The 21,394-nt window shown below is 64.7% G+C and carries 21 protein-coding genes; 12 read left to right on the top strand and 9 right to left on the bottom strand.

Annotated elements, in window-relative coordinates; translation table 11 throughout:
• Positions 1-37 precede the first annotated feature (37 nt).
• Both IVA81_RS25260 and IVA81_RS25255 read right to left on the bottom strand, forming a co-directional pair.
• Positions 38-2,305, bottom strand: coding sequence for a cation:proton antiporter (locus IVA81_RS25260; protein WP_247322949.1), 2,268 nt, complete (start codon positions 2,303-2,305; stop codon positions 38-40).
• Positions 2,306-2,872: 567 nt separating this feature from the next.
• Complete coding sequence (locus IVA81_RS25255) at positions 2,873-4,045, bottom strand: MFS transporter (RefSeq protein ID WP_247322946.1); 1,173 nt, start codon at positions 4,043-4,045, stop codon at positions 2,873-2,875.
• 62 nt (positions 4,046-4,107) lie between these two features.
• Here IVA81_RS25255 and IVA81_RS25250 point away from each other — a divergent pair, with 62 nt between their 5' ends.
• Complete coding sequence (locus IVA81_RS25250) at positions 4,108-4,905, top strand: helix-turn-helix transcriptional regulator (protein WP_247322945.1); 798 nt, start codon at positions 4,108-4,110, stop codon at positions 4,903-4,905.
• A gap of 11 nt (positions 4,906-4,916) precedes the next feature.
• On the opposite strand, the gene IVA81_RS25245 is transcribed toward IVA81_RS25250, so the two are convergent.
• Positions 4,917-5,141: a hypothetical protein gene (locus IVA81_RS25245; RefSeq protein ID WP_247322943.1), complete on the bottom strand. Its 225-nt coding sequence runs from the start codon at positions 5,139-5,141 to the stop codon at positions 4,917-4,919.
• A 52-nt stretch (positions 5,142-5,193) separates the two neighbouring features.
• On the opposite strand from IVA81_RS25245, the gene IVA81_RS25240 reads away from it, so the two are divergent.
• A complete protein-coding gene (locus IVA81_RS25240; protein ID WP_247322941.1) occupies positions 5,194-6,546 on the top strand; it encodes a malonyl-CoA decarboxylase in 1,353 nt (450 codons plus the stop codon).
• Positions 6,547-6,694: 148 nt separating this feature from the next.
• Here IVA81_RS25240 and tarD read toward each other — a convergent pair whose 3' ends face one another.
• The 5 genes from tarD to IVA81_RS25215 form a co-directional block, all read right to left on the bottom strand.
• The gene (tarD, locus tag IVA81_RS25235; protein ID WP_247322939.1) at positions 6,695-7,864 is read right to left on the bottom strand and encodes a mandelate racemase/muconate lactonizing enzyme family protein; all 1,170 of its coding nucleotides are present in this window, start codon (positions 7,862-7,864) and stop codon (positions 6,695-6,697) included.
• A gap of 120 nt (positions 7,865-7,984) precedes the next feature.
• Complete coding sequence (locus tag IVA81_RS25230) at positions 7,985-8,227, bottom strand: DUF3297 family protein (RefSeq protein ID WP_041748727.1); 243 nt, start codon at positions 8,225-8,227, stop codon at positions 7,985-7,987.
• Between the two features lie 11 nt (positions 8,228-8,238).
• Positions 8,239-8,715, bottom strand: coding sequence for a glutathione peroxidase (locus IVA81_RS25225; protein WP_247322938.1), 477 nt, complete (start codon positions 8,713-8,715; stop codon positions 8,239-8,241).
• Between the two features lie 2 nt (positions 8,716-8,717).
• Positions 8,718-10,118, bottom strand: a complete 1,401-nt coding sequence (locus IVA81_RS25220) for an amidase family protein (RefSeq protein ID WP_247322936.1) — start codon at positions 10,116-10,118, stop codon at positions 8,718-8,720.
• Positions 10,119-10,312: 194 nt separating this feature from the next.
• Positions 10,313-10,570 (bottom strand): hypothetical protein, encoded by a 258-nt coding sequence (locus IVA81_RS25215; RefSeq protein ID WP_247322934.1) that lies wholly within the window; start codon positions 10,568-10,570, stop codon positions 10,313-10,315.
• 249 nt (positions 10,571-10,819) lie between these two features.
• On the opposite strand from IVA81_RS25215, the gene pqqA reads away from it, so the two are divergent.
• The 10 genes from pqqA (at position 10,820) to IVA81_RS25165 (ending at position 20,942) form a co-directional block, all read left to right on the top strand.
• Positions 10,820-10,900, top strand: a complete 81-nt coding sequence (pqqA, locus tag IVA81_RS25210; protein WP_007595659.1) for a pyrroloquinoline quinone precursor peptide PqqA — start codon at positions 10,820-10,822, stop codon at positions 10,898-10,900.
• Between the two features lie 133 nt (positions 10,901-11,033).
• The gene (gene pqqB, locus IVA81_RS25205) at positions 11,034-11,963 is read left to right on the top strand and encodes a pyrroloquinoline quinone biosynthesis protein PqqB (RefSeq protein WP_247322932.1); all 930 of its coding nucleotides are present in this window, start codon (positions 11,034-11,036) and stop codon (positions 11,961-11,963) included.
• Positions 11,960-12,739, top strand: a complete 780-nt coding sequence (pqqC, locus tag IVA81_RS25200; protein ID WP_247322930.1) for a pyrroloquinoline-quinone synthase PqqC — start codon at positions 11,960-11,962, stop codon at positions 12,737-12,739. The genes pqqB and pqqC overlap by 4 nt, the downstream gene beginning before the upstream one ends.
• A gap of 10 nt (positions 12,740-12,749) precedes the next feature.
• Positions 12,750-13,061, top strand: a complete 312-nt coding sequence (gene pqqD / locus IVA81_RS25195) for a pyrroloquinoline quinone biosynthesis peptide chaperone PqqD (protein WP_247322928.1) — start codon at positions 12,750-12,752, stop codon at positions 13,059-13,061.
• On the top strand, positions 13,058-14,239 hold the full coding sequence (pqqE, locus tag IVA81_RS25190) for a pyrroloquinoline quinone biosynthesis protein PqqE (protein ID WP_247322925.1): 1,182 nt from the start codon (positions 13,058-13,060) through the stop codon (positions 14,237-14,239). Before pqqD ends, pqqE begins: the two co-directional genes overlap by 4 nt.
• Entirely contained in the window at positions 14,229-15,215 is a 987-nt protein-coding gene (pip, locus tag IVA81_RS25185) for a prolyl aminopeptidase (protein ID WP_247322924.1), read from the top strand. The genes pqqE and pip overlap by 11 nt, the downstream gene beginning before the upstream one ends.
• 13 nt (positions 15,216-15,228) lie before the next feature.
• Entirely contained in the window at positions 15,229-15,906 is a 678-nt protein-coding gene (locus tag IVA81_RS25180) for a DUF4286 family protein (protein ID WP_247322922.1), read from the top strand.
• A 236-nt stretch (positions 15,907-16,142) separates the two neighbouring features.
• Complete coding sequence (locus tag IVA81_RS25175) at positions 16,143-17,942, top strand: FAD-dependent oxidoreductase (RefSeq protein WP_247322921.1); 1,800 nt, start codon at positions 16,143-16,145, stop codon at positions 17,940-17,942.
• On the top strand, positions 17,912-19,759 hold the full coding sequence (locus IVA81_RS25170; protein ID WP_247322919.1) for a 2-oxoacid:acceptor oxidoreductase subunit alpha: 1,848 nt from the start codon (positions 17,912-17,914) through the stop codon (positions 19,757-19,759). Before IVA81_RS25175 ends, IVA81_RS25170 begins: the two co-directional genes overlap by 31 nt.
• A gap of 127 nt (positions 19,760-19,886) precedes the next feature.
• Positions 19,887-20,942, top strand: a complete 1,056-nt coding sequence (locus tag IVA81_RS25165) for a 2-oxoacid:ferredoxin oxidoreductase subunit beta (protein WP_063201775.1) — start codon at positions 19,887-19,889, stop codon at positions 20,940-20,942.
• Positions 20,943-20,946: 4 nt separating this feature from the next.
• Here the strand turns inward: IVA81_RS25165 and IVA81_RS25160 are convergent, their stop codons facing one another.
• On the bottom strand, positions 20,947-21,393 hold the full coding sequence (locus IVA81_RS25160; RefSeq protein WP_247322917.1) for a DUF4399 domain-containing protein: 447 nt from the start codon (positions 21,391-21,393) through the stop codon (positions 20,947-20,949).
• Position 21,394 lies beyond the last annotated feature (1 nt).

Genomic DNA, 21,394 nt, shown 5'->3' with positions numbered 1-21,394 from the left:
GAGGGAGCGCACCGCCCAGGCGGAAATAGCTTGCCCCTCAAGCCTTCTCCGCCGGCACCTGCCGGGCCTCGCCGCTCGACACCAGCAGCACCGAGACCTTCGACTGCCTGAGCACGGCGTCGGCGACGCCGCCGAAGGAGAGATGATCGGCCTGGATGCGGTCGACGCCCATGACGACGAGATCGACGTCGGTGGTGTCGATCTCGCGCAGGATCGCGGCCTCCGGCGCCCGGTTCACCCGCAGCGTGCTGGTGATGTCGACGTCGTAGCGGGCGGCGAGATCGCTGGCGTCCTTGAGGATGCTCGCCTCGTGGCTGAGGCCGCGGGAGGCGCCGCGCTGCGCGCCCTTGTCGCGCGTCGTCGCGACATAGATCACCCGAAGCGAGCCTGATCCGGCCTGCGCCAGCGCGACCGCGACCTCGGCGCCGCGCTTGGAGACGCCGCTGCCGGAAACCGGAACGAGGATGTTGAGCCCTTCGGGCATCGGCTGCTTCAGATGCTTGCCCTTGGCCGCGGCGATCGCGAGCGGTCCTTCGAACGTCGCTGCGATGTCCTCGATCTTGCGGTCGAAGCGATCCTTGGTCGCAGCGACCTTGTCGATACCGACGACGAGCAGGTCAAAACCCTTGCGCGCCTCGTCGGCAATGGTCTCACAGAGCTCCGCACGCCGCGCGCGGGTGACGACATCGACGCTGCCGGCCCCGCCGTCGCCATGCGCGGACACCGCCTCGGCCGCCTTCTTCACCACGGCTTCGTGGCTCTCCTCCTCGTCGCGGCCCTTCTCCTGCTCCTCAGGCCGCTTGCCGATGTGGAGAACGGTGATCGGCAGGCCGCGCATGCCGACGACCAGGCCCGCGATGTGGGCGGCAAAGGTGGCGTTGACGCTCTCGTCCACCGCCAGCAACGGGCGCTCGAGATTGGCGAGGAAGCCGCGCTTGTCGAATTCCTCCCGCTCCAGCCGTTCCCTCTCCTCCTCCTTCATCGGCAGCCTTGCCAACGCCGCGCGCAGCATCGGCGGCATCGCCATCGTGGTCACGATCGCCATGGTCACGATCATCGTGAACAGGTTCTGGCTGAGCACGCCGATGGAGAGGCCAATGGTGGCGATGATGACCTCGGTCGAGCCGCGGGCATTCATGCCGCTCGCGAGCGCCAGCGACTCCCGATTGTTCAGGCCGCCCAATGTGCCGCCGACGAAGGCGCCGCCGAATTTGCCGACGCTGGCGATCACGACCAGCAGGCCGGTGAGCATCAGGAGGTTGGGATCGCGCAGCACCGAGAGATCGGCGGCAAGGCCTGCCAGGCCGAAGAACACCGGCATGAAGAAGCTGGAGATCAACCCGCGCAGGCGCTCGTCGATCTGCCGCGTTAGGATCGGGGATTCCCCGACCAGGATGCCGGCGACGAAGGCCCCGAGCACGGTGTGAACGCCGATCAGGTGCGTGATCATCGCCATGACGCTCATCAACAGCAGGATCACCGTGATGACCGCCGCCGCGCTGACGAGATTGTCGTTGGCCCAGCGGATCAGCTGGAACACCAGGCGGCGGCCGATGGTGAAGCTGACGGCGAGGAAGGCGAGCGTTCCCAGCACGGCCTTCGCCACCGAGGCGATATCCAGCGTGCCGTGCGAAGCCAGGCTGAAGATGACGGCGATGATGATCCAGCCGATGGTGTCGTCGATGACAGCGGTCGCGACGATGATCTGGCCGACGTTGCGCCGCATGAAGTTCATCTCGCGCACGACCACCGCGACGATCTTCACCGAGGAGATCGACAGCGCCGTGCCCATGAACAGCGAAGCCACCAGGCGCTGCTGCGGATTGGGCAGCAGCGCGTCCGGCAGGAACTCGCCGAGCGCAAAGCCGCAGGCAAAGGGCACGAGGATGCCGGCGATCGAGATCGCGATCGCGGCCCTGCCGACCTTCCGGACCAGCTTGAGGTCGGTCTCCATGCCGGTGAGCAGCAGCAGGAGCAGGATGCCCACTTGCGCGATGCCGTCGATCATCGCCTTCTGCTCGGGTGTCCTCGGGAAGATCGCGTGCTGGGCCTCCGGCCAGATCCAGCCGAACAGCGACGGCCCGAGAATGATGCCGGCGAGCAATTCGCCCATCACCGAGGGCTGGCCGATCCGCTGCATGATCTCGCCGAGGCCCCGGCCGACTGCGATCAACAGCACGATCTGCGCCACCAGCAGGAATTCGGACGGGCCGGCCGACGTGCCGCCCGCGGCACCGGCCGCAGCGGGGGTGAAGACAAGCGCCGCGGAGACAAGGCCAACCGGTCGGAGCAGGCTCCATCGCATGCAGGTGATTTTCCCCCTTCGTCCGCCCAGGCGGGATGCCTGTGGCGACCGGGAGTAGAACCCGCGGGAGGTGGAGCGGGTTCCCGCCGTCCGCGGCAAGGTTGGGCGCCGAAAGCCAAAAGGCGAAAACAACCCCATGCGCAGTAGAGATGGCGTTGGCAAAGCTTGAAAAATTTCGGCATCGCCGAAATGACTTGCGCCGTCGGGCAAAACACCGGCAGAATGACATCGTGGTTGGTGTGCCCAGCGTGCCGCCTCACCCGTCCTTGCGAGCGTAGCGACTTGTCCGCCGAAGCCTTGGCGAAGGCGGAAGCAATCCAGAGTCCTTCCGCGGACGTAGCCTGGATTGCTTCGTCGCAAGAGCTCCTCGCAATGACGGGGGAGAGAATTGCGGCCTCACGCCCGGCTCGTGCCCCGGACGCAGCGCAGCGCCACTTCGGCGGTGCGCTGCAGAGCCGGGGCCCATTCGACACGGGAATTCGCGGCTTCTGGGTCCCGGCTCTGCGCTCCGCTCAGGACAACGCTACCCGTTGCGCAGAGCTGCGCTTGTCCGGGACACGAGGTCCTTCACACCGCCTGCGGCGTCCTGATCTCGCGCGGCAGGATGATCGCGGCCGCGATGGCGAGCAGGCAGAGCGCGGCGAAGGCGTGCAGCATGGTGACGAAGCCGCCCTGCTCGTAGAGCCAGGCGACCAGGCCGACCGAGGCGCCGGCCGCGGTGAAGCCGATGAAATAGCGCACCGCGTAGGCGCGCGAGCGCCATTCCTCGCTGGTGTATTTGCCGACCATGGCGTCGTTCACCGTGACCTGCCCGAACGCGCCCATGACGATGCCGATCGAAACCAGGATCAGCGGCAGATTGTTCAGGGTCGCGGCCAGATACAGGAACGGCGCCAGCATGAAGGATAGCGGCAGCGCCACCGTCTTCAGCGAGTAACGGTCGAGCAGCCGGCCGATCGTGTACTGGGTCATCGCGCCGAACACGTAGACGCAGGCCGCGATGACGCCGAGCAGCGCCGGACTCTTCGTCAAATCCGCGAGCCGCTCCGCAAACAGTTTTGGCAGCGCCACCGTGACGGCGTTGAACGTGGTCGAGATCGCGATCACGACGATCAGCAGCGACAGCACCACGCGCCACATGTCCTGCTTGGCGACGCGTGCCTGCGCCGCCGCCTGCTTGGCGCCCTTGCGGTCCTCATGCACGACCATCGTCGCAAACGCGATGCCGATCAGGATCGTGACCACGCCGGGAACGATGAAGGCAAAGCGCCAGCCGAGATATTGGCCGATCACGCCGGTCACCAGCGCCGAGGAGGCGACACCGAGATTGCCCCAGACCCCGTTGATCCCCATCTCGCGGCCGAGCCGGTCGGCATAGGACACGATCATCGCGGTGCCGACGGGATGATAAATCGAGGCAAAGACGCCGATCGCCAGCAGCGCGGCACCGAGCTGCGCCGGGGTCTGCACGAAACCGACCGCGATCATGGAGGCGCCGATGCCGACGAAGAAGATCAGCATCATGTGGCGGCGGCTCCAGCGGTCTCCCAGCCAGCCGGTGAGCAGCGAACCCGCGCCGAAGGCGACGAAGCCCGGTGTGGCGTAAGGCAAAAGTTCCGAATAGGCCATGCCGAGCGCCGGCCCCATGATGATGACGGCCGCGGCGAAGATCAGCATCGAATAATGGTCGATGAAATGGCCTGCGTTGACGAAACTGATCACCCGGCTGGGGCTGTTCATTTCCCGAATCCTCTCCTGCTGCGAAATGAGTTATATGTCCTCCCCATGACGGGATGCTGCCAATGACTGTCTTGGAAACGCCAATCCTCCGGGAGGTCCGGAGCAACCACCGCTCGCCCGCCGGCGTTCACCTGGTCGCGCGCGACTATCCGAGAGGTTTGCGGATCGATCCGCATTTGCACCGTGAGGCGCAGCTGATCTATGCCGCGAAGGGAACGATGCAGGTGACGACGCCCGGGGGGCGCTGGCTGGTGCCGCCGGACCGGGCCGTGTGGGTCCCGGCCGGGCTCGAGCACGCCATCGACCTGCTCGCCGACATCGAGATGCGGACGCTGTATTTCGACCTGTCCTGGCTGAAGCGCGAGCAGCGCCATGAGGGACTGACCAAGGAATTCGTGGTGCGGGTCTCGCCGTTGCTCAACCAGGCGATCCTTGCGCTGTTCGACGCGCGCAACACGGAGGAGCGCACCGAGCTGCTGGTTCGGCTCGTGATGCTGGAATTGCACCAGGCCGAGGATCCCGCGACCTTCGTGCCGCTGCCGCGCGAGGTGCGCTGCCGCCGTGCCGCGATGATCGTGCTCGACGACCCCACCGGTCTGCACGACATCGACACGCTCGCGCGCGAGGTGGGAACCTCGGCACGCACGCTGTCGCGGCTGTTCTCGACGGAGACGCAATTGAGCTTCAAGAGCTGGTGCCAGCGCGCCCGCATCGCCGCCGCAATCCAGCGCCTGTCGACGGATGCAAGCGTGTCGGTGAAGCAACTCGCAACGCAGCTCGGCTATGCCAGCGTGCCGGCGTTTTCGGCGGCGTTCCGCCAGGTGACGGGACGGACGCCGACGGAGTTTGTGGGGAAGTAGACTGCCGGCATTCATAAGAGGTCGTCATGCCCGGGCTTGTCCCGGGCATCCACGTTCTTCGTGCCGCGTGGCGAGGCGTGGATGGCCGGGACAAGCCCGGCCATGACGATGTGGAAATTGGAATGCCTCAAACTGCCATATGCGATGCTCGCCTCTTCCGACATGCCAGCATTCTTCAAAGGCACCCCCCAGCTAAAGTTGCCGCATTCCCCTGCTTGATTGTGATCGGCTTCCACCCAAATCCCGTGTAAGCTTCCCGCAACGCACAAACCTGACACGAAAGCCCAGATGGCCAACGCGTTCTTCTCCGACCTGCTCGCCACCATCTCCGAGCGCGGCCGCACGCTGCTTCGTCGGGGAGACTCCGCTGACACCAGACGGGATGCCGATGGGCTGATCGAGCTCTGCGATGCGCTGCTGTCGGGACGGGGCGAAGCCTCCGGCACCGCCATGGCGCGTGAGGTGCTCGACATCTACCGGGAGCTGGATGCGGCGGGACGCCGCGCCTTCTTTGACGGACTGGTGCGCGATTTCGGCCCCGATCGGGAGCGCCTGTCCAAGGCGATCGAGAAATGGCGCGCCGAGCCGAGCGACGAGGACGCAAGCTCCTTGCACTTCGCCTCGGAGCCGCGGCGGCAGGAGCTGATCCGCCGGCTCAACCGCGCGCCCGGCGGCACCGGCGATCTCGTCAACATGCGCGCCGATCTGCTCGGCATGATGAACGGACACACCGATCTCGCCGCGCTCGATCGCGACGTCTCGCATCTTCTCTCTTCGTGGTTCAACAGGGGGTTTCTCGTGCTGCGCAGGATCGACTGGTCGACCCCGGCCAACATCCTCGAAAAGATCATTCGTTATGAGGCCGTGCACGAGATCAGCGATTGGGACGACCTGCGCCGGCGCATCGATCCGGTCGACCGCCGCTGCTACGCCTTCTTCCATCCCGCGATGGTCGACGAGCCCCTGATCTTCGTCGAGGTGGCGTTGACCGAGACCATCCCCGGCGCGATCGCGCCGCTGCTTGCGGTCGACCGCCAGCATCTGCCGATCGACCGAGCGCGCACCGCCGTGTTCTATTCGATCTCCAACACCCAGCGCGGCTTAGGGGGCATCTCCTTCGGCAGCTTCCTGATCAAGCAGGTGGTCGAGGAGCTGCGCCGCGAGACGCCCAAGCTCGACAGCTTCGTGACTCTGTCACCGGTGCCCGGCTTCATGCCATGGGTGAAGCAGGACAAGGACCTGCCGTTGTCGGACGAGGACCGCGAGGCGCTGAAGCGCCTCGACGATCCCAAATGGTTCGAGAGCCCCGAGACGACGGCGCTGCTCCGCAGTGTGCTGGAGCCGTTAGCTGCGCACTACTTCCTCAAGGCGCGCACGCCGAAGGGCAAGCTGATCGATTCCGTCGCCCGCTTCCATCTCGGCAACGGCGCGCGGCTCGAGCGCATCAACTGGCTCGGGGACCTCTCGCCGAAGGGGTTGCGGGAATCGGCCGGCGTGATGGTCAATTACCTCTACCGCCTCGACGACATCGAGAAGAACCACGAAGCGTATGCCAATGACGGCGAGGTCGTGGCCTCCAGCGCGGTGAAGAAGCTGCTGAAGGGCGAAGGGCGACGGCTGCTGGATATGCGGTTGTCGTAGCGAGCGCTCACTCCCCGCCGTCATTGCGAGGAGCAAAGCGACGAAGCAATCCAGACTGCCGCTGCGGCAAGATTCTGGATTGCTTCGCTGCGCTCGCAATGACGGAGAATGTGGAGCGGCCGTCGCGCTCTAATTGCCCTCAGCCGCCCTACTCCGCCAGCGCCTTCATTTCCTTGTAGAGATCGGACTTGCCCTCGAAGCCGATGCCTACAAGCTCGGGCATGGTGATGTGGCCGTTCTCGACGCGCACGCCGTCGGGGAAGCCGCCGTAGGGCTGGAACAGGTCGGGGTAGCTTTCGTTGCCGCCAAGGCCGAGGCCGGCCGCGATGTTGAGCGACATCTGGTGGCCGCCATGCGGGATGCAGCGGCTGGGGGACCAGCCGTGGGTCTTCAGCACCTCCAGCGTGCGCTGGTATTCGCACAGGCCGTAGGACAGCGCGCAGTCGAATTGCAGCCAGTCGCGATCGGGGCGCATGCCGCCGTAGCGGATCAAATTGCGGGCGTCCTGGTGGCTGAACAGGTTTTCGCCTGTCGCCATCGGGCCCGGATAGAATTCGGCCAGCGCGGCCTGCAGCGCGTAGTCGAGGGGATCGCCGACCTCCTCGTACCAGAACAGTGGATAATCGCGCAGCATCTTGGCGTAGGCGATGCCGGTCTCCAGATTGAAGCGGCCGTTGGCATCGACGGCGAGCTGCGCGTCCTTGCCGATCTCCTTCAGCACCGCCTCGATGCGGGTGCGATCCTCATCAATCGGCGCGCCGCCGATCTTCATCTTCACGACGTTGTAGCCGCGGTCGAGATAACCGCGCATCTCGCCGCGCAGCATCGAGAGATCCTTGCCGGGATAGTAATAGCCGCCGGCGGCGTAGACGAAGACGCGCGGATTGGCATTGACGCCATGACGTTCGGCCAGCAGGCGGAACAGCGGCTTGCCCGCGATCTTCGCCACCGCATCCCACACCGCCATGTCGATGGTGCCGACCGCGACCGAGCGCTCGCCATGGCCGCCCGGCTTCTCGTTGGTCATCATCGCGGCCCAGACCTTGTCGGGGTCGAGATTGTCGCCGGAAGCGTTCAGCAGCGACTTCGGATCGGCCTCCAGAATGCGCGAGGCGAAGCGCTCGCGGATCAACCCGCCCTGCCCGTAACGGCCGTTGGAATTGAAGCCGTAGCCGACGACGCGCCTGCCGTCGCGAACGACGTCGGTGACGATGGCGACGAGGCTGGTCGTCATCTTCGTGAAGTCGATATAGGCGTTGCGGATCGGCGAGGAGATCGGTTTGGTGATCTCTCGGACGTCGACGATGCGGACGGACATGGGGGTGGCTTTCTCGCGGGCTCTCTCGTCTCGTCATGGCCGGGCTTGACCCGGCCGTCCACGTCTTTGCCGCTCAGAGAACGTGGATGCCCGGGACAAGCCCGGGCATGACGGCTCACGCTATTTCTTGTCTCGAAAATACGGCTCGACCGGCCCGTGCACCTTGATGGTCAGCGGGTTGCCGTGGCGGTCCTTGGCGTTCCCTGCGGTGACGCGGACCCAGCCTTCACTGATGCAGTATTCCTCGACATTGGTCTTCTCGACGCCCTTGAAGCGGATGCCGACGTCGCGCGACAGGATGTCCGCGTTGTAATAGGGGCTGTTCGGATCGACCGACAGGCGGTCCGGAAATTCGTCGCTCATGATTGTCTCGCTCACAACAGGGTCTCGATTTGATTGCGCAATCCTTCGGGCCGCGCGGTCGGCGCGTAGCGCGCGATCACCTTGCCGGCACGGTCCACCAGGAATTTGGTGAAATTCCATTTGATGGAGGCGCCGAGAAGTCCGGATTGCTGGCGTTTCAGGTACTCGTACAGAGGGTGCGCATTTGCGCCGTTGACGTCGATCTTCTCGAACAGGGGAAAGGTGACGTCGTAATTGGTCGAGCAGAACGCCTGGATCTCGTTCGCCTGCCCCGGTTCCTGCGCGCCGAACTGGTTGCAGGGAAAGCCGAGCACGGAGAAGCCGCGCGGCGACAGATCGCGATAGAGATCCTCAAGGCCCCGATATTGCGGCGTGAAGCCGCATTTGCTCGCGGTGTTGACGATCAGCAGGACCTGCCCTTCGAAGCGGCTCATGGCGATCTCGTCGCCGGCAAGCGAGTTGGCCTTGAAGTCGTAGATCGCGGTCATCGCTAGCTCACGGGGTCGATCGGCGACGGCGGCACGCCGCCCGCCTCGATCGCTTCGCCTGCGAGGAGACACAGATCCTCGCGATAGCGGCCGGAGACGATGTGCACGCCGACGGGCGCCTTGCCGACCAGATCGGTGGACACCACGAGGCCGGGCAATCCCATGAAGGGAATTGCGATCTGCGGCAGCTGCGCTTCCCAGACCCGCTTGAAGGAGTCCTCGTCCTTGCGGTCGAGATGATCGGGGAACGGCAACTCGCCGGAGACCGGCGTCAACAACACGGCATATTTTTCGAAGAACAGCATCCACTCACGCGTGAGCGTGGCGCGTCGGGTCAACGCCTTCGCGTAGTTCGCCTGGTCCATCGGCGTGACCCTGCTGCGGTTGCCGCGCAGGCAGGCCAGCGCGCCGGGATCGCCCTCACGCTCGGCCGCCTCCAGCTGCGCCTCATAGCCGTCGCCGAGCCAGAGCTTGATCTGCCACTCCACCGCTTCGCGCATCGGCGGCGTGTCCTCGATCACGTCGACAGTCCAGCCCGCGCGCTCCAGCCGCTTGCCGGCATCGCTCACCGCCGCCTTCACCTCCGGCGTGGTGGCAAGCCCGCCCGGATTGAGGCAGAGCGCGGCGCGCTTGTCCCGTGCGGGGCCTTGCAGCGGCACCGGCACGAACCAGGGGTCGCGGATGTCGCGGGCCGACATGGCTTCGAGCGAAATCCTGATGTCGTTGACCGTGCGCGCCAGCGGACCCGAGACCGCCATGATCTGCGGCCCGATCGGGCGCTCCGGCAGCGCCGGGTTGAAGGCGGGGATGCGGCCGAGGGTCGGGCGCAGGCCATGCACGCCGCAGGCATAAGCGGGATAGCGGATCGAGCCGGCGATGTCGGTGCCGTGGGCGATGTGGCCGATGCCGGCCGCGACCGCCGAGCCCGCGCCGCCGGAGGAACCGCCCGGCGTCAGCGCGGCGTCGCGGGGATTCTTGGTGTCGCCATGGATCAGATTGGTGGTGAACCAGCGATAGGAGAAGGCCGGGCAATTGGTGCGGCCGAGCAGAATGGCGCCGGCCTTGCGGAAATTGGCGACGACCGGATTGTCCTCGCGTGCGATCACATCGCGCTGGAGCTTCAGGCCGTTGGTGGTGGCAAAGCCCTCCTGGTCGACATTGGCCTTGATGGTGACGGGCACGCCGGCGAGCACGCCGGGGTCCTCGCCCCTCGCGATGGCGGCATCGACGGCATCGGCCTGCTTGAGCACGTCGTCCGGGCGGTGATCGATCACCGCGTTGAGCTGGGGATTGACGGCATCGAGGCGGGCGAGACCGGCCTTGGCGGCCTCCCTGGCGGAGACCTTTCTGGACTTGACGAGGGTGGCGAGGTCGGCAGCCGACAGGCGCCAGAGATCTTGCATGGCTTGCTCCGTATGACCGGCGTCTTTTAGCGCCGGGAACGCGGCAAAGCCATGCGGATTTCGCAGGGGCGAAGGGCCCGAATTGCCCGATTCCCCGTCATTGCGAGGAGCCCTTTGCGACGAAGCAATCCAGACTGCCTCCGGGGGGGCACTCTGGATTGCTTCGCTATGCAAGGACGGGGGGAGAGCTGGGCCTAATGCCGCGTCGCCGACGGATCCGGGATGTCCAGCAGGGCCTCGGTGAAGGGGAACTCCAGCACGATGTCGCCTTCGACGTCGGTGACCTCGATCACGGCGTCCAGCAGGGCCCGCTGGGCGCCCTCGGACTTCACCACCTCCAGGATCATCTGGCGGGCGACCTCCCAGGCGCGGTCGGGGTTGCGCAGATCCTCGCCTTCGGGATCCACGATCAGTTCGTCGCCGATGCGGGTGTTGAAGAAATATTTGGGCATCACGAAGATCCAGTTTGGGTCGCCTGTACCGAATTGAAGGCTGCACTGCACTCACAACTGCTTTATCAGGACAGGGTTCGCGACCGAATGCGCCGGACGCAAGGCAGCGCCTCAGAAGTGGTGTTCCTGAGGCACTTTTCGCGCCGCAACATGGCCTTTCTCGGGAAAATTTCACTGGCGAAGTTTTCGGCGCGCACTAACTTAACGGCCGGGCGGATACGTCCGATTTCGCGAAAATGGAGTGCCAATATGGCCTGGAAAGCCCCGAAGATCGTCGAAGTGCCCTGCGGCATGGAAATCAACATGTATGTGAGCGCCACCCGCAAGTAAGCGGTTGGTGAGTTTGCGTTCTGTGCAGGTGGATCTTTCGGCCCACGTTCTTTCGGTCACAATCAGTTTCCGGAAGACAAAAACTGTGTCGGCCTGAGATCCACCTGGCGACGTTGCCTCCAGGAGACGGATCATGCTTCGCGTCGTCGTCCTGGGCGCCGCAGCCGGTGGCGGAGTGCCGCAATGGAATTGCGGCTGCGAGGGTTGCCGGGCGGCCCGTGAAAACGGCCCAGAGCTTCAGAGAACCCAAGCCTCGGTCGCCTTCAGCGGCGACGACGAGCATTGGTTCCTGATCAATGCCTCCCCCGATTTGCGCCAGCAATTGAATGCCACGCCGCAACTGCACCCCAAGACCGGGGCGCTGCGCCATACGCCGATTGCGGGCGTGATCCTGACCAACAGCGAAGTGGACGCGGTGGCGGGCCTGCTGTCGATGCGCGAGAGCTCGCCGTTCACGATCTATGCGCACGAGAAGGTGCTGGCGATCCTTGCCAGCAACAGCATCTTCAACGTGCTGAACGAGAAGCACGTGCGGCGCCAGCCGATGGCTATCGGCGAGCCATTCGAGCCGCGCCTCACCGACGGCGCGCGCTCGGGCCTGGAGGTGCTGCCCTTCGCAGTCTCAGGCAAGTCCGCCTGGTATCTGGAAGGCAAGGCGCATCCCGGCGGGGAGAGCGGCGACGGCGATACGCTGGGGCTGAAGATCACCGACAAGGCGACCGGCAAGTGCTTCTACTTCATCGCAGCCTGCGCCGAGGTCACCGATGCGCTCAAGGCCGAGATCGACGGCGCCGCGCTGGTGTTTTTCGACGGCACGGTCTGGCAGGACGACGAGATGATCAGGGCCGGGCTCGGCCACAAGACCGGCAAGAGCATGGGCCATGTCGCCATGTCCGGCGAGGCCGGCGCCATCGCACGGCTGGCCGACCTCACACTCGACAGGAAGGTCTTTCTGCATATCAATAACTCGAACCCGGCGCTGCTGCCTGCCTCCCCGGAGCGCAAGGCCACGGAGGCGGCAGGCTGGCAGATACCGGCCGACGGAACGGAGATCGTGCTGTGAATGCGGCGTCAATGACTGGAATAACTGCGCTCTCGATCGGCAAGGACATCCGGCTTACCAGCGCCGATGAGCTCGAGGCGACGCTGCGCCATATCGGAGCGACGCGCTATCACAGCCTGCATCCGTTTCATAAGCTGCTGCACGGCGGCAAGCTTAACAAGGGCCAGGTGCAGGCCTGGGCGCTGAACCGCTATTATTACCAGAGCACGATTCCAATCAAGGACGCGGTGGTGATCTCGCGCTTCCGCGACCGCGCTACCCGCCTGGAATGGCGCCACCGCATCGAGGACCACGACGGCGATGTCGGCTCCGAAGGCGGCATCGAGCGCTGGCTGAAGCTGACCGAAGGCCTCGGTCTCGACACGGCCTATGTGGAATCGACGGAAGGCATTTTGCCGGCGACGCGCTTCGCGGTGGAGGCCTATGTCCACTATTGTCGCGAGAAGAGCCCGCTGGAGGCGATCGCCTCCTCGCTCACCGAATTGTTCGCGCCGAACCTGCACGAAGAGCGCATCGCCGGCATGCTGGAGCACTATGACTTCGTCAACCCCGACATCATGAGCTATTTCAAGCGCCGCCTGGCCCAGGCGCCGCGCGATGCCGGCTTTGCGCTCGACTATGTCAAGGCGCACGCCACGACGCCGGAGCAGCGCGCGCAGGTGTGCAACGCGCTGATCTTCAAGACCAACGTCTTGTGGGTGCAGCTCGATGCGCTCCAGCACGCCTATGTCGAGGGCCACATTCCGCCGGGCGCGTTCGTGCCCAAAGCGAGCTGAGGGAACAGCGATGGCCGGGCCGCGCAATATCAGCGTCAGCGAGGCAAGCCGCCCGGTGCTGCCGCGGCATGCCAAGCTGAAATATGACGAGACGCGACAAGTCTGGGTGATCCTGGCGCCGGAGCGGGTGCTGGCGCCCGACGAGATCGCGGTCGAGGTCTTGCAACTCTGCGACGGCAAGCGCAGTGTCGGCGACGTGTCTGATCAGCTCGCGGCGAAATACGCAGCGCCGCGCGAGGCGATCCTGGCCGACGTCATCGTCATGCTGCAGGACCTCGCCGACAAGGGCTTCCTCACCGAGATCAGGGAGAAGACGTCATGAGCGACGTGACCATCCCACCCAGCGACAGCCTCGCGGTGCTGGAGAAGCAGCGCTCGACGGCGGAGACCTTCGGCATTCCGCTCGCGGTGCTGCTCGAGATCACCCATCGCTGCCCGCTGCAATGCCCCTATTGCTCCAATCCCGTCGAGCTTGACCGCTCCGGCAAAGAGTTGACGACGGAAGAGTGGAAGAAGGTGCTGAGCGAGCTTGCCGAGATCGGCGTGCTCCAGGTGCATTTCTCCGGCGGCGAGCCGACGGCGCGCAAAGACTTGGTCGAACTGGTCAAGCATGCCAGCGACGTCGGGCTCTACACCAACCTCATCACCTCCGCGGTGCTGCTGACGCGCGAGCGGCTGAGCGAGCTCGCGGATGCCGGGCTGTGCCATGTGCAGATCAGCTTCCAGGGCGTCGAGGAAGGCCTCGCCGATCGAGTCGCCGGCTACAGGAACGGCCATCGCAAGAAGCTTGAAGTCGCGAAATGGACGCGCGAGCTCGATTTGCCGCTGACCGTGAACGCGGTGATGCATCGGCAGAATTTGCACCAGCTTCCTGACATCATCCAGATGTCTGTCGATCTCGACGCCGACCGGCTCGAGGTCGCCAATGTCCAGTACTATGGCTGGGCGCTGAAGAACCGCGCCGCGCTGATGCCGACGGTGGCGCAGCTGGATGAGTGCACTGAAATCGTCGAGGAGGCGCGCGAGCGGCTCAAGGGCCGGCTGACGATCGATTACGTCGTTCCCGACTATTACGCGCTGCGGCCGAAGAAATGCATGGGCGGCTGGGGCCGGCAGTTCTTCAACATCTCGCCCGCGGGCAAGGTGCTGCCCTGTCACGCCGCCGAGAGCATCACCGGGCTCGAGTTCGAGTCGGTGCGCTCCAACCATTCGATCGCCTGGATCTGGCAGAACTCCGAGGCCTTCAACCGCTATCGCGGCACCGGCTGGATGAAGGAGCCGTGCAAGACTTGCGAATTCCGCGAGATCGATTTCGGTGGCTGCCGCTGCCAGGCCTTTGCGCTGACCGGCGATGCCGCTAATACCGATCCGGCCTGCGCGCTGTCGCCGCTGCACGAGACCATCTTCAAGCAGGCCGAGCGCGAGGCCGAGGGCGAGACCAGCCGATTCCTCTATCGCAACTTCGCCGGCGGCACCCTGGAATCCGAGAATGGGACCTGACGCCGACGCGGCCGCATCCGCCAGGCGTGCCGATCCCTTTGCGCCGCTGACCTCCGACATGCTCGACGTCGGTGACGGCCATGAGATCTATGTCGAGAGCGTCGGCCGCAGCGACGGTATCCCCGCGATCTATCTGCACGGCGGGCCCGGCTCAGGCTGCCAGCCCGACCATCGCCGGCTTTTTGATCCCGAGCGTATGCATGCGGTGCTGTTCGACCAGCGCGGCTGCGGCCGCAGCCGTCCCAAGGCATCGCGCGAGCACAACACCACGGCGCACCTGATGGCGGACATGGAGAAGATCCGCGAGAAATTCGGCATCACACGCTGGATGGTGGTCGGAGGCTCCTGGGGCGCGACGCTGGCGCTGGCGTACGCGCAGGCGCATCCCGAGCGCGTGTCCGGCATTGCGCTGCGCGCGACGTTTCTCGGCACGCGGACGGAGGTCGAGACGGCGTTCACCTCGCGCCTGCCGCAATTCTATCCCGCGCTCTATGAGGATTTTCTGAGTGTGCTGCCAAGGGAAGAGCAAGCGCGGCCGGTGGACGCCTATTGGCGCCGCATCCTCGATGCCGATCCTGCCGTTCACGGACCGGCGGCACGTGCCTGGCACGACACCGAGCGCGCCTTGTCCGAGCACAAGCCCGCCAAGACGCGGCTCGACCTGGCCTCGTTGAACGTCTGGCGCACGCTGCCGGCGACGCCGTTCATGGAGGCGCATTACTTCATCAACAACTCCTTCATGAGCGAAGAGCAGCTGTTGCGGAACGCGGGCCGGCTCACAGGCATTCCCGGCATCATCATCCAGGGCCGCTACGATCTGCTGTGTCCTCCTGAGACATCGCAGGCACTAACGAAAGTATGGCCCGGTTCCGAGCTTCGCGTCGTGGAAGGAGCCGGGCATTCGCTCTATGATGCCGGCGTGAGGGATGCGGTGATGAAGTCGATCGCCGACCTCGCATCGAAGATCGGGCGATGAGAGGACAAGAAGAATGCCGCTCGCCGGGAAAGGCATGCTGCTGACGTCGATGAATGTCGATGCAGCCGATGAGGCCGATTTCAACCGCTGGTACGATCGCGAGCATCTGGAAGAGCGGGTCGCGATCGACGGATTCCTCGAAGCACGGCGCTATGTCGCGCATGCCGCCAACCCCAAATATCTCTCGCTGTACTCGACCGCGACACTCGACGTGCTCGACAGTCCCGCCTACCGGGCGCGGCTCGCCAATCAGACCGACTGGTCGCGGCGCAGCATGGCGCGCTTCAAGGACATGCTGCGCGTCGTCGCGCGCATTACCATCAGCAACGGTACCGGGCGCGGGGCTGCGCTCGGCGTGGTGCGGCTGCGGCCGACGCCGGACAATGCCGCGTCCTGGCGTGATGCATTGCAAGACAAGCTCAGGCCCGAAGGGCGCGACGGCATCATCTCGATGCATCTGCTCGAAAGCGAGCCGGAATTGTCGGGCGCAACGGCGGGCATTCCGGCGGTGCGCAATGAAGGCGCCCGCGACTGGTTCGTGCTGATCGACGGCACGCATGTCGGCGCGGTCTCGGCCGTGATTGCCGAACGCTTCACCGGCCCTGCCGCGACGCCCTTCCCGCTCCCCGTCTCGGTCGGCACTTACAGCCTGATGTGGGATCTGGCGAAGAGCGACATCGCGCGCGGCTGACGCGCTCACACGCATTGCAACATGCTGCACCGCACGCACATCGTCCGCGCCGTTAATGCTGTGCGCGCTTGGCTCCTATGAAACAGGGGAAGCGCGCAAATTTGCCGTTGTACTTCGGAAGGGTTCTAATAAGCTAACCCAATGACGTCATTCAGAAACCAGATCGACGCGCGTTAAGCGTTCGCCAAGCTCAGAAGAGGCCGCCGGGTCTTTGAGCCTGCGCGGACAGGGTAGGAATGAAACCGACCGATATTGCGGCCCCCGACTACTTTCACAAAGTGGTCGATTGCCAATGGGCCTGTCCTGCGCACACCCCGGTTCCCGAATACATCCGACTGATCGCACAAGGCCGCTATAGCGACGCCTACATGATCAATTGGAAATCGAACGTGTTTCCCGGAATTCTGGGACGCACCTGCGATCGTCCCTGCGAGCCGGCTTGCCGCCGCGGACGCGTCGAGGAAACGCCGGTCGCGATCTGCCGGCTCAAGCGCGTGGCCGCCGATTTCAAGGACGACATCAAGCAGCGCCTGCCGCGCCCCGCAGCGAAGAACGGCAAGCGCGTCGCCTTCGTCGGCGGCGGCCCGGCCTCGCTGACGGTGGCGCGCGATCTCGCGCCGCTCGGCTATCACTGCACCGTGTTCGACGGCGATCCGGAAGCCGGCGGCATGATGCGCACGCAGATCCCGAAATTCCGCCTGCCGAATTCCGTCATTGACGAGGAGACCGGCTACATCCTGGGTCTCGGCGTCGAGTTCAAAGGCGGCCACCGCATCGAGAGCATGAAGGCGCTGCTCGGGGAGAAGTACGACGCGATCTTCGTCGGCTCCGGCGCGCCGCGCGGCCGCGAGCTCGACATTCCCGGCCGGAAAGAGGCAGCCGCCAACATCCATATCGGCATCGACTGGCTGTCCTCGGTCTCCTTTGGCCACATCGACAAGATCGGCAAGCGCGTGATCGTGCTCGGCGGCGGCAACACCGCGATGGATTGCTGCCGCACCGCGCGCCGCCTCGGCGGCGAGAGTGTCAAGGTTGTCGTCCGCTCCGGCTTCGAGGAGATGAAGGCCTCGCCTTGGGAGAAGGAAGACGCGCTCCATGAGGATATTCCGATCCTCAATTACATGGTTCCGGTGGCTTTCAAGCATGTCGCCGGCAAGCTGATCGGCGTCACCTTCCAGAAGGTGAAAGCCGAGTACGACGCCAAGGGCCGGCGCAACCTCGTGCCGTCGGGCGAGCCGGATGAGACCATCGCCTGCGACGACGTGCTGGTCGCGGTCGGCCAGGAAAACGCCTTTCCCTGGATCGAACAGGATTGCGGCATCGAGTTCGACAAATGGCACATGCCCAAGGTCGATCCGAAAACCTTCGTCTCGACCAATCCAAAGGTGTTCTTCGGCGGCGACGCCGCGTTCGGGCCGAAGAACATCATCTGGGCGGTGGCGCAGGGCCATGACGCCGCGCTGTCGATCCACAAGATGCTCTCGGGCGAGGACATTACCGAGCGCCCGCTGCCGGACGTGCAGGTCTCATCGCAGAAGATGGGCATCCATGAGTGGAGCTATGACAACGACATCTCCATCGACAAGCGTTACAAGGTGCCGCATCGCGACAAGGTCGTCGCGCTGAAGGACATCCGCGCCGAGGTCGAGCTCGGCTACGACGTCAAGCTGGCCTTGGGCGAAGCCGAGCGCTGCCTGAACTGCGACGTGCAGACGGTGTTCTCGACCTCGCTCTGCATCGAATGCGATGCCTGCGTGGACATCTGCCCAATGGATTGCATCACCTTCACCGGTAACGGCGAGGAAAGCGATCTGCGCCAGCGCCTGAAGGCGCCCTCGCCGCATCCGGACCAGGATCTCTACGTCTCCTCGGATCTCAAGACCGGGCGCGTCATGGTGAAGGACGAGGACGTCTGCCTGCATTGTGGGCTGTGCGCCGAGCGTTGTCCCACCGGCGCCTGGGACATGCAGAAATATTTCATCGAGATGACCCACGCAGGTTCGACATGCCCGACAAGAAGCCGATCAGCAGCGTAAACGACTTCGTCGTCCGCTTCGCCAACGTTAACGGCTCGGGTTCGGCCAGCGCCAACGAGATGTTCGCGCGCGCGATCCTGCGTCACGGCGTGCCGGTGTCCCCGCGCAACATCTTCCCCTCCAACATCCAGGGCCTGCCGACCTGGTACGAGGTGCGGGTCACCGAAGACGGCCATCTCGGCGCCCGGGGCGGCGTCGACATGATGGTCGCCATGAACCCGCAGACCTGGGACAAGGACGTCGCCGGCATCGAGCCAGGCGGCTATTTGTTCTACGATTCCACCAAGCCGATGCCGTCGACCAAATTCCGCGACGACATCACCGTGATCGGCGTCCCCTTAACCGCCATCACCAACTCGACCTACACCGATCCGCGCCAGCGCCAGCTGTTCAAGAACATCATCTATCTCGGCGCGCTATCGGCGCTGCTCGACATGGATCCGAAGCTGATCGAGCAACTGATCGGCGAGCAATACAAGGGCAAGGAGAAACTGCTCTCCTCCAACGTCCATGCGCTGCATCTCGGCCGCGACTGGGCGCTGCAGAACCTGAAGTGCCCGACCGGGCTTCGGGTGAAGAAGTCCGACAAAGTCGGCGACCGCATCTTCATCGAGGGCAACAGCGCCGCCGCGCTCGGCGCGGTCTATGGCGGCGCCACCGTCTGCGCCTGGTATCCGATCACACCGTCCTCATCCGTGGCGGAGGCCTTCACCGCGCATTGCAAGAAGTACCGACACGATCCCGAGACGGGCAAAGCCAAATACGCCATCGTGCAGGGCGAGGATGAGCTGGCCTCCATCGGCATCGTGATCGGCGCGTCCTGGAACGGCGCCCGCGCCTTCACCGCGACCTCCGGTCCCGGCATCTCCTTGATGACCGAGTTCATCGGCCTCTCGTACTTTGCCGAGATCCCGGCCGTGATCATGAACATCCAGCGCGCCGGCCCCTCCACGGGCATGCCGACCCGCACCCAGCAATGCGACATCATCGCCTGCGCCTATGCTTCGCACGGCGACACCAAGCATGTGCTGCTGTTCCCCGAAGATCCCGCGGAGGCCTTCGAATTCGCGGCCGCCGCGTTCGATCTCGCCGAGCGGCTCCAGACCACGATCTTCCTGATGCTCGACCTCGACATCGGCATGAACCACCGGCTCTGTCGCCCGCTGAAATGGGACGACGCCAAGCAATATGACCGCGGCAAGGTGATGACCACGGAGATGCTGGATGAGGGCCGCGACTTCGGCCGCTATCTCGACGTCGACGGTGACGGCATTCCCTACCGCACCTATCCCGGCACGCATCCGACCAAGGGCTCCTATTTTACCCGCGGCACCTCACGCGACCGCTATGCGCGCTATTCCGAGGAAGGCTCGGTCTACGCCGACAACATGCAGCGCCTGATGCGTAAATTCGAGACCGCACAGGACCTGGTGCCGCGGCCGCTGCAGGCTAATGCGGAGCGACCGACCAAATATGGCGTGATCTATTTCGGGTCCACCTCGCCGGCGATGGACGAGGCGATTGGCCTGCTGGAAGCGCGCGGGCACCAGCTCGACCGCCTGCGCATCCGCGCCTTCCCGTTCCATTCGAGCGTGGCGAGCTTCCTCGCCGAGCACGACTTCGTCTACGTGGTCGAACAGAACCGCGACAGCCAGCTCCGCCAGCTCATCGTCAACGAGAACGGCATCGACCCGGTGCGGCTGGTGCCGATCGTGCACTATGACGGCTCGCCGATCACCGCCCGTTTCATCGCGAAAGCCATTGGCGACCACCAGGATCACCTCAAGGTGACCCCGCTCCGCAAGGCCGTGTCATGATCCACGTTTCGCTCTCTCCGTCGTCATGCCCGCGCTTGTCGCGGGCATCCACGCCTTTCTTCCCGGCCACGACGTGGATGGCCGGGACAAGCCCGGCCATGACGGGCTTGGGATCGCAGGTGATCTGATGACCTACATTGCAAAGCCGAAATTCCATCATCCGAGCCTGAAGAAGAACGAGCTCGGCTACACCCACCGCGACTACGAGGGCAAGATCTCGACGCTGTGCGCCGGCTGCGGCCACGATTCGATCACGGCCTCGATCATCGAGGCCTGCTACGAGCTCTCGATCGAGCCGCACCGGGTAGCGAAGATCTCCGGCATCGGCTGCTCGTCGAAGACGCCGGACTATTTCCTCGGCAATTCGCACGGCTTCAACTCCGTGCACGGCCGCATGCCCAGCGTGCTGACCGGCGCCAATCTCGCCAACCGCGATTTGATCTATCTCGGCGTTTCCGGCGACGGCGATTCCGCCTCGATCGGCTTCGGCCAGTTCGCGCATTCGATCCGGCGCGGCGTCAACATGACCTATATCGTCGAGAACAACGGCGTATACGGCCTGACCAAGGGCCAGTTCTCGGCGACCGCCGACCGCGGCTCGAAATCCAAGAAGGGCGTCACCAACACCGACAACGCCATCGACCTCGTCGCGATCGCGCTGCAACTCGGCGCCACCTTCGTCGCGCGCTCGTTCTCCGGCGACAAGACCCAGCTGGTGCCGCTGATTGCGGCCGCGATCCGCCACAAGGGCGCGTCCTTCATCGACGTCATCAGTCCCTGCATCGCCTTCAACAACCATGCCGGCTCGACCAAGAGTTTTGATTATGTCCGCGAGCACAACGACGCGGTGAACCGGCTCGACGTGCTGGTCGGGCGAGATCCGATCGCCGTCGACTATGCGCCGGGCACGGTGCAAATGGTCGAGCAGCATGACGGCAGCAAGATCGCCCTGCGCAAGATCGACGCGGACTACGATCCGCATGACCGGTTAGGGGCCCAGACCTTCCTCGCAAGGCACGCCGCCAAGGGTCAGATCGTCACCGGCCTGCTCTATGTCGACCCGGACGCGGAAGATTTGCACGAGCATCTCAACACGGTCGAGACGCCACTGAACACGCTGGAGGCGGACACGCTCTGCCCGGGCTCGGCAGTGCTGGACAAGATCAACGCCAGCCTGCGCTGATCGTTTACTTCCGCGCCGAAGCCGGCGGCCTGACGCGTATCGTGATCTTCTCCGACACGACAGGCGGCTCGAACGGATAATGCTTCGCATCGCCCAGCACAAGCTGGAGCGTGTGCGTGCCGGGCGGAAGCTCGAGGAGGGTTTCAGTCTGCCCCGCCCCAAAATGCAGGTGCGACTTGTCCTGCGGGATCGGCTCCTTGGAATCGATGGGCTCTTTGACGTCGACCAAGAGATGGTGATGACCGGCATTCTGGTACTCGTCGCCGGCATGCGTCACGCCCATGTTGCGCAAGCCGAACCGGACCCAGAATCCACCGCGAACTTTCTGCCCGTCATGCGGCGTGATGAAATAGAGCTTCGCGTCCTTGGGCGCGGTCTTGCCTTGCGAGTTGGCCGCGCCCGAATGCAATGCAATTGCGGCCGCCAGCGCGACACACGAAATGATCCTCATC

Source organism: Bradyrhizobium sp. 141 (assembly GCF_023074055.1).
Classification (GTDB): Bacteria; Pseudomonadota; Alphaproteobacteria; order Rhizobiales; family Xanthobacteraceae; genus Bradyrhizobium.
Note: the sequence above shows the minus strand (reverse complement) of the source record. Positions and strands in the feature narration are given on the sequence as shown.